This window comes from Methanobrevibacter smithii ATCC 35061 (assembly GCF_000016525.1).
In the GTDB taxonomy this organism is placed as follows: domain Archaea; phylum Methanobacteriota; class Methanobacteria; order Methanobacteriales; family Methanobacteriaceae; genus Methanocatella; species Methanocatella smithii.
Map to the genome: position 1 here is coordinate 1,357,537 of NC_009515.1, position 17,062 is coordinate 1,374,598.

General features: G+C 33.2%; 12 protein-coding genes. 8 read left to right on the top strand and 4 right to left on the bottom strand.

The window, feature by feature from the left end:
• Window positions 1-268: 268 nt before the first annotated feature.
• The 3 genes from MSM_RS06740 to MSM_RS06750 all read left to right on the top strand — a co-directional run bounded on the left by MSM_RS06740 (window position 269) and on the right by MSM_RS06750 (window position 4,452).
• Window positions 269-2,257: a CoB--CoM heterodisulfide reductase iron-sulfur subunit A family protein gene (locus tag MSM_RS06740; RefSeq protein ID WP_011954453.1), complete on the top strand. Its 1,989-nt coding sequence runs from the start codon at window positions 269-271 to the stop codon at window positions 2,255-2,257.
• A gap of 219 nt (window positions 2,258-2,476) precedes the next feature.
• Window positions 2,477-3,745, top strand: a complete 1,269-nt coding sequence (gene glyA, locus MSM_RS06745; RefSeq protein WP_004036282.1) for a serine hydroxymethyltransferase — start codon at window positions 2,477-2,479, stop codon at window positions 3,743-3,745.
• 5 nt (window positions 3,746-3,750) lie between these two features.
• Entirely contained in the window at window positions 3,751-4,452 is a 702-nt protein-coding gene (locus MSM_RS06750) for a dihydromethanopterin reductase (acceptor) (protein WP_004032574.1), read from the top strand.
• Here MSM_RS06750 and MSM_RS06755 read toward each other — a convergent pair.
• Window positions 4,449-4,802, bottom strand: a complete 354-nt coding sequence (locus tag MSM_RS06755; protein ID WP_004032573.1) for a DUF192 domain-containing protein — start codon at window positions 4,800-4,802, stop codon at window positions 4,449-4,451. The genes MSM_RS06750 and MSM_RS06755 overlap by 4 nt on opposite strands.
• A 160-nt stretch (window positions 4,803-4,962) precedes the next feature.
• Between MSM_RS06755 and MSM_RS06760 the strand changes: the two genes are divergently transcribed.
• From MSM_RS06760 to MSM_RS06780, 5 genes are all read left to right on the top strand, one after another.
• On the top strand, window positions 4,963-6,168 hold the full coding sequence (locus MSM_RS06760) for a methionine adenosyltransferase (protein WP_004032572.1): 1,206 nt from the start codon (window positions 4,963-4,965) through the stop codon (window positions 6,166-6,168).
• 161 nt (window positions 6,169-6,329) lie between these two features.
• The gene (gene ileS / locus MSM_RS06765) at window positions 6,330-9,602 is read left to right on the top strand and encodes an isoleucine--tRNA ligase (protein WP_011954454.1); all 3,273 of its coding nucleotides are present in this window, start codon (window positions 6,330-6,332) and stop codon (window positions 9,600-9,602) included.
• 9 nt (window positions 9,603-9,611) lie between these two features.
• Window positions 9,612-11,762, top strand: coding sequence for a phosphoribosylformylglycinamidine synthase subunit PurL (gene purL, locus MSM_RS06770; RefSeq protein WP_011954455.1), 2,151 nt, complete (start codon window positions 9,612-9,614; stop codon window positions 11,760-11,762).
• 12 nt (window positions 11,763-11,774) lie between these two features.
• On the top strand, window positions 11,775-12,992 hold the full coding sequence (locus MSM_RS06775; protein WP_004032569.1) for a molybdopterin molybdotransferase MoeA: 1,218 nt from the start codon (window positions 11,775-11,777) through the stop codon (window positions 12,990-12,992).
• 16 nt (window positions 12,993-13,008) lie between these two features.
• Complete coding sequence (locus tag MSM_RS06780; RefSeq protein WP_004032568.1) at window positions 13,009-14,154, top strand: site-2 protease family protein; 1,146 nt, start codon at window positions 13,009-13,011, stop codon at window positions 14,152-14,154.
• A gap of 330 nt (window positions 14,155-14,484) precedes the next feature.
• Here MSM_RS06780 and MSM_RS06785 read toward each other — a convergent pair whose 3' ends face one another.
• The 3 genes from MSM_RS06785 to MSM_RS06795 form a co-directional block, all read right to left on the bottom strand.
• A complete protein-coding gene (locus MSM_RS06785) occupies window positions 14,485-14,883 on the bottom strand; it encodes a hypothetical protein (protein WP_011954456.1) in 399 nt (132 codons plus the stop codon).
• Between the two features lie 275 nt (window positions 14,884-15,158).
• Complete coding sequence (locus MSM_RS06790) at window positions 15,159-15,572, bottom strand: ferritin-like domain-containing protein (protein ID WP_004032565.1); 414 nt, start codon at window positions 15,570-15,572, stop codon at window positions 15,159-15,161.
• A 48-nt stretch (window positions 15,573-15,620) separates the two neighbouring features.
• Window positions 15,621-16,847 (bottom strand): FprA family A-type flavoprotein, encoded by a 1,227-nt coding sequence (locus tag MSM_RS06795; protein ID WP_011954457.1) that lies wholly within the window; start codon window positions 16,845-16,847, stop codon window positions 15,621-15,623.
• Window positions 16,848-17,062: the final 215 nt, after the last annotated feature.

The window sequence follows — 17,062 nt, forward strand, 5'->3', positions numbered from 1 at the left end:
TATTTTTCTTAAAGGATAATTGTTATTATTTTATAGCTTTTAGAAAGCTGTTTTGAATCGGTTTTTAGCTTAACCAATGATTTTAAACATGTTATTTTTTTATAGTATATAAACTTTACTCACCAATTTCTATAGAAATCTTTATTAATGTGGGTTTACTACATATTTAATATCTAATTAATTTCTAAAAATTATAATATTTTTTTTGCATTAGATTTTTATTAATATAATTAGATTATTTTCACGACTTGTACAAGGTGAATTAAATATGGCAGAAGAAAAAAGAGATAATAATGAAGAATTAAGGATTGGTGTTTACGTCTGTCACTGTGGTGTAAACGTTGGTGGAGTTGTAGACTGTCCGGATGTCGCAGAATACGCAGGTAATTTACCTGATGTTGTAGTTGCAAAAGACTACAAATACATGTGTTCTGACCCAGGTCAATTAATGATCCAAGAAGATATTAAAGAACACAACCTTAACAGGGTTGTTGTAGCTGCATGTTCTCCTCGTCTTCACGAACCTACTTTCCGTAGATGTGTAGAAGAAGCTGGTTTAAACAAATTTTTATTTGAATTTGCAAACTTAAGGGAACAAGACTCTTGGGTACACATGTCCGAACCTGAAGCAGCAACCGAAAAAGCTAAAGACTTAACTCGTATGGCTGTTGCTAAAGCAAGATTACTCGAACCATTAGAAGCTACTAAAGTAGCAGTAGATAACAAAGCATTAGTTATCGGTGGTGGAGTATGTGGTATTCAAACCGCTTTAGATTTAGGTGACATGGGCTTTAAAACCTACATGGTCGAAAGACACCCTACCATTGGTGGTAGGATGGGACAATTAGATAAAACTTTCCCAACTCTTGACTGTTCAATGTGTATTTTAGCACCTAAAATGGTAGACGTTTCCAAACATGAAAACATCGAATTAATTACCTACGCAGAAGTTAAACAAGTAGACGGATACATTGGTAACTTCCATGTAACTGTAGGTAAAAAAGCAAGATATGTAATCGAAGAAGATTGTACTGGATGTGGATCTTGTGTAGAAGCTTGTCCAATTGAAATACCTAACTACTACGATGAAGGTGTAGGTATGGTAAAAGCTGCTTACATTCCATTCCCTCAAGCTGTACCATTATGTGCAACAATTGATAAAGATTACTGTATTGAATGTATGTTATGTGACCAAGCTTGTGAACGTGGAGCTATTGACCACAATCAACAACCATCTGAAATTAAATTAGATGTTGGTACTATTATCGCAGCTACTGGTTACGACCCATTCGACCCATCAGGTATTTACCAATATGGATACGGACGTTACTCCAACGTAATTACCGGTATGGAAATTGAAAGGATGATTAACGCATCCGGTCCTACTGGTGGACACGTTGTAAAACCATCTGACGGTAAAGAACCTGAACGTGTTGCATTCATCCACTGTGTTGGTTCTAGGGATGAACAAATCGGTAAACCATATTGTTCCAGAGTATGTTGTATGTACTCCATGAAAAACGCTCAATTATGTATTGACCACGAACCAGATACCGAAGTAACCTGTTACTACATGGATATTCGTGCATTTGGTAAAGGATACGAAGAGTTCTACAAAACCTCTCAAGAAAAATATGGTATTGAATTTATCAGAGGTAAACCTGCTCAAATCTTCGAAAATGATGATTTAACCTTAACTATCAGAGCAGAAGACACTTTACTCGGTAAAGTAACTGAATACACTTACGACTTAGTTGTTTTAAGTGTTGGTCTTGAACACCCTGAAGGTTCAGAAGAACTCAGACAAACTTTAGGTGTTTCCAAATCCTCCGACGGATTCTATATGGAAGCTCACCCTAAACTCAGACCTGTTGACACCTTAACTGATGGTGTTTACATTGCTGGTGTAGCACAAGGTCCTAAAGATATTCCTGACTCCGTAGCACAAGGTTCAGCTGCAGCATCTAGGGCAGCTATCCCAATGGCTAAAGGTCAAGTAGAAATCGAACCTATTATTGCATGTACTGACGATGTAATTTGTGGTGCTTGTGAAGTTTGTGTTGAATTATGTCCATACGGTGCTATTTCCATTACTGGAGATGACAATGCTGCTCACGCAGAAATCAATGCTGCATTATGTAAAGGATGTGGTACCTGTGTAGGTGCATGTCCATCTGGAGCTATGGATCAACAACACTTCAAAACCGATCAAATTATGGCACAAATCAGTGCTGCTCTTGAAGACGTAGGTAAATAGATGCGGAGATTTTTATCTCCAATTCTTTTTTTTTAAAATTTTAGACTATTTTTAAAACTTAATGACTTATTTTACTTATCTTAGTCGGATGTTGATAATCTGATTATCTGCATTTGGATTATTTTTTATATTTGCTGCAAAAATCTTATATTATAAGATAAGCATAAATATCTATGTATCGTTAATTTTTAATACTAATTGGATACTTAGGTGTAGTAAATGACTGATTATCAAAATGAAGTTTTAGAATTTGAAAGAATCATGAAAGAACACACTAATTATATGAGAAACAGTATAAATCTCATTGCTAGTGAAAATATTACAAGTTCAGATGTAACTGAGGCTGTAGCTTCTGATTTAGCTCATAGATATGCAGAAGGACAATCTCATGAAAGATTATACGAAGGATGTCAATATATTGATGAAATAGAAGACCGTGTTATTGACTTATCTAAAAAATTATTCAATGTTGACTATGCAAATGTCCAACCTATTTCTGGAGTAACTGCTAATTTAGCAGCATTTTTCGGTTATTCTGATTATGGTGACAAATTAATGGCATTGGATGTTCCTTATGGAGGACACATTAGCCATGCTAAAGTTAGTGCTGCAGGAATAGCTGGTTTAAAAACCATAAGTCATCCTTTCGACAAAGATATTATGAATATTGACATCGATGCAATGAATAAAAAAATCCTCGAAGAAAAACCAAAAATAGTTCTTTTCGGAGGAAGTTTATTCTTGTTCCCTCATCCTGTAAAAGAAGCTCGTGAAGCAGCTGATGAAGTTGGAGCAAAAATTATGTATGATGCAGCACATGTTTTAGGACTTATTGCTGGAGGCCAATTCCAACAACCAATAGCTGAAGGAGCAGATTTGATGATGGGAAGTACCCATAAATCATTCCCAGGTCCACAAGGAGGAATTATTCTTTCCCACAAAGAAAACAAAGAAGTTATTGACAATGCAGTATTCCCAGGTGTTGTAAGTAACCACCACCTTCACCACTTAGCTGGTTTAGGAATTGCTTCTGCAGAAATGTTGGAATTTGGACAGGATTATGCTAAACAAATTGTTAAAAATTCTAAAGCATTAGCTCAAAGCTTATATGAACGTGGATTTGATGTATTGTGTGAAGAATTAGGATTTACAGAATCTCACCAATTAGCTATTAATGTTTCAAATATCAGAAGTGCTAGTGATATTGCACATGATTTGGCTAATAATGATGTTATTTTAAACAAAAACCTTCTTCCTGGTGACAATGTAGATGATAGTGACAATCCGTCTGGTTTAAGAATAGGAACTCAGGAAATTACCAGAAGAGGATTAAAAGAAAAAGAAATGGATGAAGTGGCTGAATTCATTAAAAGAGTTGCTGTTGATAAAGAAAACATTAAAGATGAAGTACGTGAATTCATGGACCAATACACTACTGTCCATTATTCATTCTCACAAAATGAAGGTTACAGGTTTCATAAACTTTAGATAATATGAGAATAGGATTTGCATTTACCGGAGCTGGTCATTTACTCAATGAGTCTGTTCAGGTAGCTGAAAAACTAGCTAAGGATCATGAATTAACTATATTTTTATCTGGTGCTGGTGAAGATGTTTTAAAAATGTATGGTCTTTATGATAGGGTAGTTAGTTTAACTGGTGGAAAATATAGGGAATTAGCTACTGACAGGACTCAAAAATTTAGCTATCCAATTACTGGAAGACTTTCACTTGGTAAATATGATTTGCTGATTGTGACTCCTGCTACTGCCAATACAGTTGCAAAGATTGTGCATGGTATTTCAGATACTTTAGTTACAAATGCCGTTGCTCAGGCTGGTAAGGGGGCTGTTAAAACACTTATAGTTCCGGTAGATATTCATCCGGGCCCTATCGATACAGTTTTACCTTCAAAAATGGAAGTTTCTAAATGTGAGGATTGCAAAGAGTGTGTTGCATCTTTAATATGTGAACAGAAAGCTATTGTTCCTCACAAGGAAATTGACTTGCTAAAATGTATCGGATGTGGTCTTTGTAAAGATGCATGTCCAAATGGAGCAATATCTGAAGGTAAAATCATAACAATGTATATGAGGGATATTGATATTGAAAATACTAAAAAATTAACTGGTATTGGAGATATTGAAATATTTGAAAATCCTAATGAGTTATTGGACTTTTTAAAAGATTATTAGATGAATTCTATTTCATCTCCTTTTTTTAATTTATTTTTTATTTTATTTTCTTCAAACTCAATTATGTAATCTGCTTTTTTTAAAGGGGTATATTTTTCCCAGGGTTTTAGGGTTTGAATATCAAAAATCTTTAAATTTTCATCTAAAAAGTACACATCTATGTTAAATTTCATAAAGGATGTATGAATTCCTGAGCTAAATCTATTTTTAGCTTTTATAATAAAAACTAAGCCATAATCAATATTTTTTTTAAACATCAATCCTTTAAGGCGTTTGAAATATGTGTCTGCATATTTAAGGTTTATATTAATGTTTTCTTTAGTGGTTTTATTGTAAATTCCTTTTTTCATTAGCTTAGCTTTTGTTTTTATTGTTTTTAAGTTTTTAGAATCTGATTGGGGAATATTGCTTTTGTTTTAAGAAATTTAGTTTGAAAGTTAAAATCCCATACATTTATTTATTAATTAAACTAAAAAAATATAATATAAATAACTGATATGTGTTGATAAAATGAGAAACATAATTGTAAAAGAATTAAATCAAACTTATATTGAAGATATCGATATTGAAATCGTTGAAAGAAAAGGTATAGGTCACCCAGACAGTATTAGTGATGGTATTGGTGAAACTGTAAGTGAAGCTTTATGTAAAATGTATATGGATGAATTAGGTGGAGTTCTTCACCATAATACTGACGAAGTTCAAATTACTGCTGGTGAATCCAATCCTGTATTCGGCGGAGGTAAAATCTTAAAACCTATCGATATATTATTAACTGGTAGGGGAGTTTCAGAATATGACGGAATTAAATTCCCTCTTGACAGAGTAGCTATTGAAGCAGCTAAAAACTTTTTAGATGATACTATCATTAATTTAGATGTTGAATTGGATACTGTTGTTGAATGTAAAATCGGACACGGATCTGGAGATTTAGTAGATGTATTTAAAAGAGAAGGTGCACCTTCTTCAAATGATACTTCTTTTGGTGTAGGTTATGCTCCATTTTCAGAAACTGAAACTTTAGTTAAAGCTACTGAAGAATTATTAAACTCAAAACCTTTCAAAGCTAAACATCCTGCTGTTGGTGAAGATATTAAAGTTATGGGTTTAAGGGAAGGAGAAAAAATTACCTTAACTATTGGATGTGCAATGGTTTCAAAATTTGTTGCAAACAGAGAAGAATACATTGCTGTTCGTGAAGAATTAAAAGATATTGTATCTGATCTTGCAACCAAATACACCAACAGGGAAGTTGAAGTATTCGTTAACACTGCAGACAATGATGATGCAACTGATGAATCAGGTTATTATTTAACTGTAACCGGTACTTCTGCTGAAATGGGGGATGACGGTTCTGTAGGTAGAGGAAACAGAGCTAACGGATTAATTACTCCGTGCAGACCAATGTCCATGGAAGCTAGTTCCGGTAAAAACCCTATTAACCATGTAGGTAAAATTTACAATATTTTATCTAATGAAATAGCTAAGGATGTTGTTGAAAATGTTGAAGGAATCAAACAGATGAATGTTATGATTTTAAGCCAAATTGGTAAACCTATCGATCAGCCAAAAGCAGCTTCTACTCAGGTTATCTTGGAAGACGGTGTCAAACTTGAAGATGTTGATAAAAAAGTAGAACAAATTGTTGACAGGTGGCTTGAAGATATATCAATCATTACAGAAAATGTTGTTCAAGGAAAAACAAGAACATTTTAGATTGCAGGTGTGTTTAATCAGGGTTTGATAACTGTGTATTAAATTTCCTTTCTCGTTTTTTCAACTAAATTAAATCTCTATTTATTAGAGATTTTTATTTTTTTTTAAATTATTCAACACAATATATCAATTAATTTCTTATTAATATAGGGAGAATTAACATGCCAATAAAAGAGGCAGATAAATCATATGATCATAAAAAAATAGAAAAGAAGATTCAAAACTTCTGGATAGAAGGAGATACTTTTTCTAAAGTAAATAAACTTAGAGCTAATGGTCCCCAATATTCATTTTTAGATGGGCCTCCATATTGTAGTGGTAAAATACACTTGGGAACTGCTTGGAATAAAGTTATTAAAGATTCCTACTTGCGTTATAAAAGCATGAACGGATTTAGCTTAAGGAGACAGGCTGGATGGGATATGCACGGTCTTCCGATTGAACACAAAGTGGAAGAATTGATGGGCATCAAAAGCAAACAGGAAATTGAAGAAAACATTGGAATAGCTAAATTCGTTGATAAATGTAAGGAATTTGCAATAGACAATAAATTAGCTATGGAAAAAGAATTTGATGATTTGGGAGTTTGGATGGACTGGGAAGACCCATACATGACTTTGGATCCTAAATACATGGAATCTTCATGGTGGACTTTAAAAAGAGCTAATGAACAAAATTTGCTTGTAAATGATAAAAGAGTAATTAGCTGGTGTCCTCATTGTGAAACAGCATTGGCTGCAGCAGAAATTGATTATGAAGAAAAGGTGGACCCTTCAATTTTTGTCAAATTCCCGGTTAAAACTCCAATATTGGAAGACAATGATTTGCCCGAATTTTTCCTTGTATGGACAACAACTCCATGGACACTTCCTGCAAACTTGGCTATCTGTGTAAATCCTGAATTTGATTATGCACTTGTTAAGATTGACGGAGAAATTTTACTTCTTGCTCAAAACTTAGTAGAAACCGTTTTAGGTCCTGCTACCATTGTACATAAAACTAAAATACCTGCTGAGAATGAAGATGAAGAAGACAAAATCATAAAAGAAACTGAAGTTGTCTATGAGATAGTTAAAGTTGTTAAAGGTGAAAGCTTACTTCATAAATCCTACATTTATCCGTTGGAAAAAGAAGTTTCAATACATGATGAATTTGATAAAAATGAAAATGTCCACACTATTTTACCTGGAGACCATGTAGAGCTTGGTGAAGGTACTGGATTTGTACATACAGCACCTGGCCATGGTCCTGACGATTTTGAAGTAGGTAAAGCTTATGATTTGCCGATTTTCTGTCCTGTTGATGAAAGCGGTAATTTCACTGATGATGCAGGAAAATATGCAGGTGAATTCTGTAAAGCTGCCAATGACGGAATTATTGCTGATTTGCAAGAAAGCGGTTTGATGTATAGAAATGAAACAATAGAACACAGATATGGAGTATGCTGGAGATGTAAAACTCCTATTATATATTTAGCTACCAAACAGTGGTTCTTGAAAGTAACAGACATTAAACAAAAAATGCTTGATGAAATCGACAAAGTAGAATGGGTACCGCAATGGGCAGGTCAGGGAAGATTCAGAGACTGGGTAGACAATGCTAAAGACTGGACCATTTCAAGACAAAGATACTGGGGTATTCCAATTCCTATTTGGGAATGTCCTGATTGTGGTGAATTAAAAGTAATAGGTTCTGTAGAGGAATTAAAAAATGAAGCTTTAAATGATATTTCTGTTGATGATGATGAGCTTGTTCACAGGCCATATGTTGATGAAATCATAATGAAATGTGATAAATGCGGTTCTGAAGTAAAAAGAATTCCGGATGTTTTGGATGTTTGGATTGACTCAGGAGTAGCTGGATGGGCTTCATTATATTATCCTCAACAACAGGAGAAATTCAATCAATGGTTCCCGTATGACTTCATTACAGAAGGCCATGACCAGACTAGAGGATGGTTCTACTCACAATTAGGTACTGGTGTAATTTCAATGGGACAAGTGCCATATAAAAAAGTATTGATGCATGGTTTTGTTTTGGATGAACACGGTAAGAAAATGAGTAAATCATTAGGTAATGTAGTTTCTCCTGAAGAGGTTATTGAAAAATACGGTGCTGATGTATTAAGATTCTATTTATTATGGGCAAGTAAACCATGGGATGATTTAAAATTCGTATGGGATGAATTGCTTAACGTAAATAAGATGTTTAATATTTTATGGAATGTATATGTATTTTCAACTACTTACATGTCTTTAGATGAATTTAATCCAACTAAAATAACTGAAAAAGATATTATTTTAAGGGATGAAGACAATTGGATTATGTCAAGGGCCAATACTTTAGTAAAAGAAGTTGGTGAAGATTTAGAAAAATTATCATTCCATAAGGCTACAAGAAAAATCAATAACTTCATATTGGAAGATTTAAGCCGCTGGTATGTAAGGCTTATTCGTGGAAGAACATGGGTAGAAAGTGATGATCCGGATAAACTTGGAGCATATTACAGTTTATACACAGCTATCTACAAGCTGATTTCAGTTTTATGTCCGATAGCTCCTCATGTCTGTGAAGAAATCTATGAAAACTTAGTTAAAGGAGTAGATGAGAATGCTCCTGAAAGTATTCACATGCTTGACTGGGGATATGATGAATCTAAAATAGATTCTGATTTAGAGCAAAAAATGGATGTAGTAAGGGAAGTAATTGAAGCGTCTGCAAGAGCAAGAGATATAGCCAGATATAAACTTAGATGGCCTGTATCTGATATTACCATAGTATCTCAAGATGAAGATGTTCTTAAAGCTATTGAAGAGTTGCAAGATATTATTAAAGACCAATCAAACACTAAAGAAGTATTGACTGCTGCAGAGTTTGAAAACTTGTCATTTAATGCAAAACCTAATCTTAAGACTTTAGGTCCTAGACTTAAAGGAGATATGGGTATTGTTAAAAAATATCTTGAAGAAGCTGACGGTAATTTAATTAAAAATGAATTGGATGATACTGGTAAATTCACTGTTGAATCAGATGGAAAATCATTTGAATTAGATGATGGGGATATATTATTTGATACTGAGCTTCCTGATGACTTTGTAAGTTCTGAATTTGAATTCGGTAATGTATTTGTAAATACTAATGTAACTACTGAAATCAAACAAGAAGCTATGGCTCGTGAACTTATTAGAAGAGTTCAGGACATGAGAAAAGATTTGGATTTAGATGTAGAAGCTAACATTGATGCTGTTGTAAGTACTTCTAGTGAATTTAAAGAATTAATACTCCCACAATCTGAATTTATTGTTAATGAAATCAGAGCACGCAGTTTAATTACTTCTGATGGAAAAGAATGTTTAGATTGTGAGGATGTTTATACTAAAGATTGGGATATTGAAGGCGAAGACGTCTGTATTTCTATAAGATTAGTGCAATAGGTGTTTAAAATGACTTTGACAGATTCTGAAATGGAATATATTGAAGGAATCCTTGGCAGGAAAATGAATGAGTTGGAAGAAGGGATGTTAGATGTAATGTTTTCAGAACATTGCTCTTACAAAAGCAGTAGGCCAATTTTAGGCACATTTCCTACTGAGGGTGAAAATATTATTTTAGGTCCTGGAGATGATGCAGGTTTAGTTTCAGTAACTGATAAATATGCTTTGGCTGTAGGTATGGAAAGTCACAACCATCCTTCAGCTATTGAGCCTTATGGAGGGGCAGGTACTGGAATCGGGGGAATTTTAAGAGATATTATTTCTATGGGTGCAAGACCAATAGCTCTTTTAGATTCTTTACGTTTTGGATCTTTAGATGATGAAAAATCAAAATATTTATTTGAACATGTTGTAGAGGGAATTTCCGACTATGGTAACAGGGTAGGAGTTCCAACAGTAGCAGGTGAAGTTGAATTTGATGATTCATTTAGAACAAATCCCTTAGTTAATGTAATGTGCGTGGGACTTGTTGAAAAAGACAAAATCGTTCGCGGAAAAGCTCCGTATGTTGGAGATGTCTTTTTATTGATGGGTGGTACAACTGGCCGTGACGGAATTCATGGTGTAACATTTGCATCAGAAGAGTTAACTTCAGATAGTGAAACAGAAGACAGGCCTGCTGTACAGGTAGCTGATCCATTTACTAAAAAAAGAGTTTTAGAAGCTTCACTTGAAATTTTGGACGAAATTAATGTTAGCGGAGTTAAAGATTTAGGTGGTGGAGGATTGACCTGCTGTATTTCAGAGCTTGTTGATGAATCAAATAACGGTGCAAGAGTTGATTTACGCAATATTCCTTTAAGGGAAACTGGAATGACTCCATATGAAATCATGCTTTCAGAATCTCAGGAAAGGATGGTTTTTGTAATTAATCCTAAAGATGTTAAAAAAGCACAGGAAATCTGTGATAAACACGAAATTGTTTCAGCAGTTATAGGGGAAGTTATTGACGGAAATAATATGATAATTGATGATGAAGGTTCTTCTTTAGCTGATTTGCCAACTATCTTATTGGCGGATCCCCCTTCACTTAATCGTGAATTAAAAGAAATAGCTGAAGATACCTCAAAAGTTGAAGTGGATCATCCTCCAGTTAGGCAATCATTACTTGAACTTTTATCTTCACCTAATATTGCTTCTAAACAATGGGTTTACAAACAATATGACCATGAAGTTCAGGTAAGAACTGTTGTAAAACCAGGTGATGATGCAGCTGTTTTAAGAATTGATGATGATACTGCTATTGCACTCACAACTGATGCAAATACAATCCACACCAAATTATCTCCGTTTGACGGTGGTGCAGGTTGTGTGGCTGAAGCTATTCGTAATGTAATTTCTATGGGTGCAACTCCTTATGCTGTTGTAGATTGTCTTAATTTCGGAAATCCTGAAACTCCGGAAATTTTGTGGCAATTTAAAAGAACAATTGAAGGTATGTCTCTTGTAGCTGAGAATTTTAATGCTCCAGTTATCAGTGGAAATGTAAGTTTCTATAATGAAACCGAAGGTATTAAAATCAATCCTACTCCTGCTGTTGGTGTTATAGGTGTTGAAAACATTGAAAACATCAGAACAATGGACTTTAAAAACTCTGGTGATAAAATCCTTTTAATCGGTACTACCTATGATGAGGTAACCGGTTCTGAATATCACAGGACTATCCATAATATTGAAAAAGGTATGGCTCCAAGAATAAGGATTGAAGATGAATTGGCTAACGGTAAAACTATTTTAAAATTACTTGATGAAGATTCATCTAAAAATATTACAGCTGTTCATGATGTATCTCATGGTGGATTGGCTGTTGCATTATCAGAAATGGTTATGAAAGGTAATATTGGTTGTGAAATAGATTTGGATTCAATTATAACTTCTGAGGATTTGGAAGAATCAGATTTAATTTATAGTGAATCACATGGTAGATATATTATAACAGTAAATGCTGATGCTGTTGATGAAATATTAAATAAAATAGATGTTCCTGTAGCTATTATAGGGGAAGTTAAAGGAGCTGTTTTAAAACTTGGAGATAATGAATTTACCATTGATGAATTAAATGATTCTTATCATGGAGTTATTGAAAAATATATGGCTTAAGCTGGTGCGCTGATGTTTTTGTCTAAATTAGATTCTCTAAAAGATGCTTTAAAATTAATAGAAAATAATCAGAAGGTAATGGATTATGAAGAAATACCTTTAAAAGATGCTCATAAAAGGGTATTGGCTGAGGATATTATTTCTTTTCATGATTCTCCTCCTTTTGACAAATCTGCAATGGATGGTTTTGCTCTTAAGGGAGTAAATACTTTTGGAGCATCACAAAGTAATCCTAAGCATTTAAAAATTGTTGATTCAATTGGTGCAGGGGATTTTTGTGATAAGACAATAGGTGAAAATGAAGCTATTGTAATAGCTACAGGATCTCCTGTGCCTGAAGGTGCAGATGCTGTTCTAATGAAGGAATATACTACAACACAGGGGGATGAATTAACTATTTACAGTCAGGTCACTCCAGGTGAAAATGTAAGCCCAAAAGCTGAAGATATCAGTAAAGGTGATGTGGTTTTATCTAAAAATACATTTATCAGATATCAGGAAATGGGTTTAATAGCTTCTGCAGGTTACAATACAGTTAAAGTTTTTAAAAAGCCTAAAGTAAAAGTAATTATTACTGGTAATGAACTTGTAGAGCCGACTAAGGAAGAAATATCTAAAGCTAAAATAATCAACTCTAACCAGTACACAATTGGCTCAATGCTTGAAGACTGCGGGGTTATTTTTGATATTTGTCATGTAAAAGATAGTTTTGAAGAAGTCAAAGAAGCTATTTTGGAATCATTGGAAGAATATGACGTTATAATGACTACTGGTGGAACAGCTATCAGTAAAGGTGATGTTGTTTTAGATGTTGTTGGTGACATTGGTGAAATACTGTTCCATGGTGTATCCATAAGGCCTGGAAAGCCTATTGGTGCAGGTATTGCTAATGATAAAATGATATTTACATTTTCAGGACAGCCAGTTGCAGCTATGTCTCAATTTGATATCTTTGCAAGGAAATATTTATTTAATATGCAGGGCAGAGACTTTAATTTCCATATCGTCCAAAGAGAATCTTTATTAAAAATTCCTTCTCAGCTTGGAAGAACTGATTTCATCCGTGCATTTTCAGATGATGATTTTGCAAGGCATGTGTTAAACAGAGGTTCTGGTATAATCAGGTCTATGGTGGAGGCAAACAGCTACATCATAATAGATGAAAATGATGAAGGATATCAAAAAGGCGATATAGTTGATGTTGTCTTCTTTGATTCATTAATTTGGTAGGCTAAGAGGTCGTTTAATGAATGGTATTTATTATTATTTAATAGCTTTCATTGTTATCTGGATATTGGCATTTGGACTGAAAAATAAATTAACTAATCATGGATTTGAAATTCAGTTTCCTCTTATAATGTGGAGAACTGAAAAGTTTAAAAATTTCATAAAAAGAATGGCTAATCTTTCTCCAAAGTTTTGGAAATGGTTTATGAATATAGGGATTGTAATTTCATATATTGCAATGATATATATTACATGGACTCTGGTTAGTTCATTATCATCAATGTTGGAAACTCCTTCAGTTTCTTTAGTTATTCCTGGTGTTGAAATGCCGGGTTCATCAATTTATGTTCCTTTGGGATATGGATTAATTGCTTTAGCTACTGTATTGATAGTTCATGAATTTTCTCATGGCATATTGGCTATTGTTGAGAAAATAAATGTTAAATCAGTAGGTTTGATGTTATTCGCAATTCTTCCGGGAGCATTTATGGAACCTGATGAGGAAGAAATGAAAGAAGCTAAGAAATCTTCTAAATTAAGAATATATGCTGCAGGGTCAATGGCAAACATTACTTTGGCAGTGATGGCTCTTTTAATAGTTTCTGCAGTAGGATCTTATGTTATTCCTTCTACTTTTGAAGAAGATGGGATTGAAGTTGACAGGCTTGTAGGTGATTCTCCCGCAAGTAAGGTTCTTAAAGAGGGAATGATTATTGAATCAATTGATAATCATAAGGTTCATGATTCAAACAGCTATGTAAATGCGGTTAATAATCTTAAACCTGGTCAAAACATAACTATAGGCACGAATGAAGGTGATTATTCTATAATTTTAGATAAAAATCCAAACAATGAGTCTAAAGGATATATGGGTATTCAAGCAGCTAAACATTATGAATTAAATGATGGTGTAGCTAGCATATATGGTGATACACTGCCTTGGATATGGTTTGGGGTACTTGAACTGTTCCAGTGGATATGTATACTGAATTTAGGTATTGGTTTATTTAATTTACTTCCATTAAAACCATTGGACGGAGGGCACATGTTTGAAACATTGCTTAGCTATAAACTGCCTAAATACTTCTATAAACCTATTGTAAATTCATTATCTTTGATTTTAGGAATGATTATTATATTTAGCATTGTATATGGATTTTTATAATAAATCCTGTTTTATTTTTTAATAGGGATAATTTCCTTTTTCTTCATATTCTTTTTTAACCATTCTTTAAAAATAGAATCATATATTTTATACTTATTTTCATCTAATTCTATTAAACTCTTATTTTGCAAGGTTTTTTAGTGAAACACCAATAGTTTCGATGGTTACATCTAAGTTTATTTGCTATTTCAATTCTTTTTCAATAAGAGATATAATGATTCTTTTCTTGGTTATTTAGTTTGTACCATTCATTTGTTAAATGCATTTCCTAAGGCAAGCTGGTCATAATTTCACATTTCCGTTAATATGTTTAAAAACTCAACTCACCTCTTATTTATTATATATTTTATCTTCAAAGTATTTACCTTCTTTGTTGAAAATCTCCAATAAACTCATACTAGTTATTGATTCATAGTTTATGATATCTTTATTTAGTAATTCTTCTTTGAGAACTCCTTTAAATTGAGGATACTTTTCAACAAACCTCACTAATTCTTCAGCATGAAAGAAAAAATCAGTTTTATGCATTTTAACATACTCATTACGTTTCACATGTTTTAATACATATACCCTTTTTAAATTATTTTCTTCAATAATTTTTAATCTAGTAGGATTATCTTTAAATTGTAAAGAAATCCCCCATGGTAAAAAATCAGGTATATTAATTAATTCTTCTTTTTTTTGATTCACAAATGACAAATCAATATATTTTGACTTCAAATTTTCCATTTAATTCACCAACAAGATATCAATTATTCTTAAGTCATAATTTCACATTTCCGTTAATATGTTTAAAAACACACATTGCATTATTATAAATATGGAAAAAACTTGAAAATAACTTGGTTTTTTATAAAAAAGCATAAATGCTTTTGAGAACTCTTGAAAAATCATTAAAAATAAGTGTTGTAAAATTAGTTAAATTAAAAATAGATTCGGATACTGAATATAAATCCGGAGTTAAAAAAAAGATTAAGGAAGAATAATTAAATTCTTTCCTAAATCTAGAAGTATCTTTCTAAAATTCCTTCTAAGATTTTGTAGTGGCGTCCTTCATCTTTGGAACTTTCTTTGAAGAAGTCAGTTGCATCTTCGAGGTTTTCAGCTGCAGCTTTTTCAGATGCTTCTCTTTTTTCAGCGTTAGCCATTTTTTCTCCTTCTAACATCATTTCAATGTTAGCTTTGAGATCATCTTTAATGATTCCGTTCATTTCACAGAATCTTGCTGCGTGTTCTGCTTCTTCCCAAGCTAATCTTTTGAATACTTCAGCTAATTCTCCGTAACCAGACCTTGATGCTTGTCTAGACATAGCTAAGTACATACCTACTTCTTGGGTTTCTCCGTTGAAATTGTTTTGTACTTCTTTTTCTACTCCAGTACCTACAGTACTGCCTATTTTATGTTCGTATTTAATCATAATAATAACCTCCAATTATTAGTAATTAATAAATTTATATTTCATATTTTATAATTCTTTACATGCTTTAGCTAAAGTTTTTCCTAACTCATAACTGTCAATATTCTCTTCTTCAGTTGGGATGTAATAAATTTCTTGGGAGTCCACTACGTCAAATCCGTAATTTTCAAGTTTTTCTGCGAGTTTTTTAGCAGTTCCTCCTTTTCCACCCATTGAACCAAATGTGACTGCTTTTCTGTTGATGTTTGTTTTATCAAATCTAAGACCTTTTAAGTAGTACATGATGTCCCCAATACTTGGGTATGGTTCGTCATTAATGGTAGGATCTCCGATAGCTATTCCTTTACTGGTTAAAATACTTTTAACGATTTCACTTCTTTCATCTTCGTGCAAGTAGAATATTTCAACATCGTAACCTTCAGATATAGCACCTTCAGCTAATTCATGAGCCATTTTTTGGGTAGAGTAGTGCATAGTATCGTAGACAATTGTAATTTTGTCTTCACATACACCTTGTGCCCAGTCAGTATAAGCTCCGATAATTTTCATTGGGTCAGTCCAGATTTGACCGTGGGACGGTGCAATCATTTTGATTTGTTCAAGTAAACCTAATTCCACTACTTCGTTTAATTTTTTAAGAACAAGTTTGGAAAGTGGAGTGATTAAGTTAGCATAGAATTTTTGTGCAGCATCCATTAACACATATTCTGGAACTTCGTGGTCGAATCTTTTTGTGAAACATAAATGTTGACCGAATGCGTCATTTGGGAATAAAATTCCATCATCTACAAGTAAGGTAAACATACTGTCAGGCCAGTGTAATAAGAATGCATCTAAAAATGCAAAGGTTCTGCCGTCCATTTCTAAAGTGTCGCCTGTACCTACAGTAACAAATTCTGCACCTTCTAATGCGGGATAATGTTTTAAAAGACCTTTTACAGCAATTTCTGAACAGTAAATTGGTGCTTCAGGGAATCTTTTATGTAAATCTACAAGAACTCCTGAGTGATCTTTTTCAACGTGATTTTGAATAATGTAATCTACAACTACTTCATCTCTGCCTTCTTGTGCGAAAGCATCTTCAATACGTGCCATCATTTCTTGAGTTTTACCCGGGTAAGCATTATCAATAACAGCTACGTGGTCTTCACCAAATACAATGTATGCATTATAGGTTGTTCCGTCTAAAGTGTATCCATGGTAACTTCTTAAGTCCCAATCGAGTACACCAATCCAATATACTCCATCACCGATTTTTTGAGCATTTGCTTTCATTTTGAATCGCCTTATATGTCTTTTTGAATTTTGTTTTATTTCATACGAATAATTTGCATGATTAGAATTGTATTATGTATGAACTAATATATAAATTTATTGGGTCTTTGATATATCCTTAAGTTGAACATTTTATAAATGAAGGGTTAATTTTATTAGATACGATATACTTATATAAATTTAGTTTGTTAGTATAGTTACAAACGGAGATATTT

What these genes read in the sequence shown, in the direction of transcription:
- MSM_RS06775 (WP_004032569.1), top strand. Translation starts at nt 11,775, where the DNA reads ATGTTTTTGTCTAAATTAGATTCTCTAAAAGATGCTTTAAAATTAATA.
- MSM_RS06740 (WP_011954453.1), top strand. Translation starts at nt 269, where the DNA reads ATGGCAGAAGAAAAAAGAGATAATAATGAAGAATTAAGGATTGGTGTT.
- MSM_RS06790 (WP_004032565.1), bottom strand. Translation starts at nt 15,572, where the DNA reads ATGATTAAATACGAACATAAAATAGGCAGTACTGTAGGTACTGGAGTA.
- purL (WP_011954455.1), top strand. Translation starts at nt 9,612, where the DNA reads ATGACTTTGACAGATTCTGAAATGGAATATATTGAAGGAATCCTTGGC.
- ileS (WP_011954454.1), top strand. Translation starts at nt 6,330, where the DNA reads ATGCCAATAAAAGAGGCAGATAAATCATATGATCATAAAAAAATAGAA.
- glyA (WP_004036282.1), top strand. Translation starts at nt 2,477, where the DNA reads ATGACTGATTATCAAAATGAAGTTTTAGAATTTGAAAGAATCATGAAA.
- MSM_RS06780 (WP_004032568.1), top strand. Translation starts at nt 13,009, where the DNA reads ATGAATGGTATTTATTATTATTTAATAGCTTTCATTGTTATCTGGATA.
- MSM_RS06795 (WP_011954457.1), bottom strand. Translation starts at nt 16,847, where the DNA reads ATGAAAGCAAATGCTCAAAAAATCGGTGATGGAGTATATTGGATTGGT.
- MSM_RS06760 (WP_004032572.1), top strand. Translation starts at nt 4,963, where the DNA reads ATGAGAAACATAATTGTAAAAGAATTAAATCAAACTTATATTGAAGAT.
- MSM_RS06785 (WP_011954456.1), bottom strand. Translation starts at nt 14,883, where the DNA reads ATGGAAAATTTGAAGTCAAAATATATTGATTTGTCATTTGTGAATCAA.
- MSM_RS06750 (WP_004032574.1), top strand. Translation starts at nt 3,751, where the DNA reads ATGAGAATAGGATTTGCATTTACCGGAGCTGGTCATTTACTCAATGAG.
- MSM_RS06755 (WP_004032573.1), bottom strand. Translation starts at nt 4,802, where the DNA reads ATGAAAAAAGGAATTTACAATAAAACCACTAAAGAAAACATTAATATA.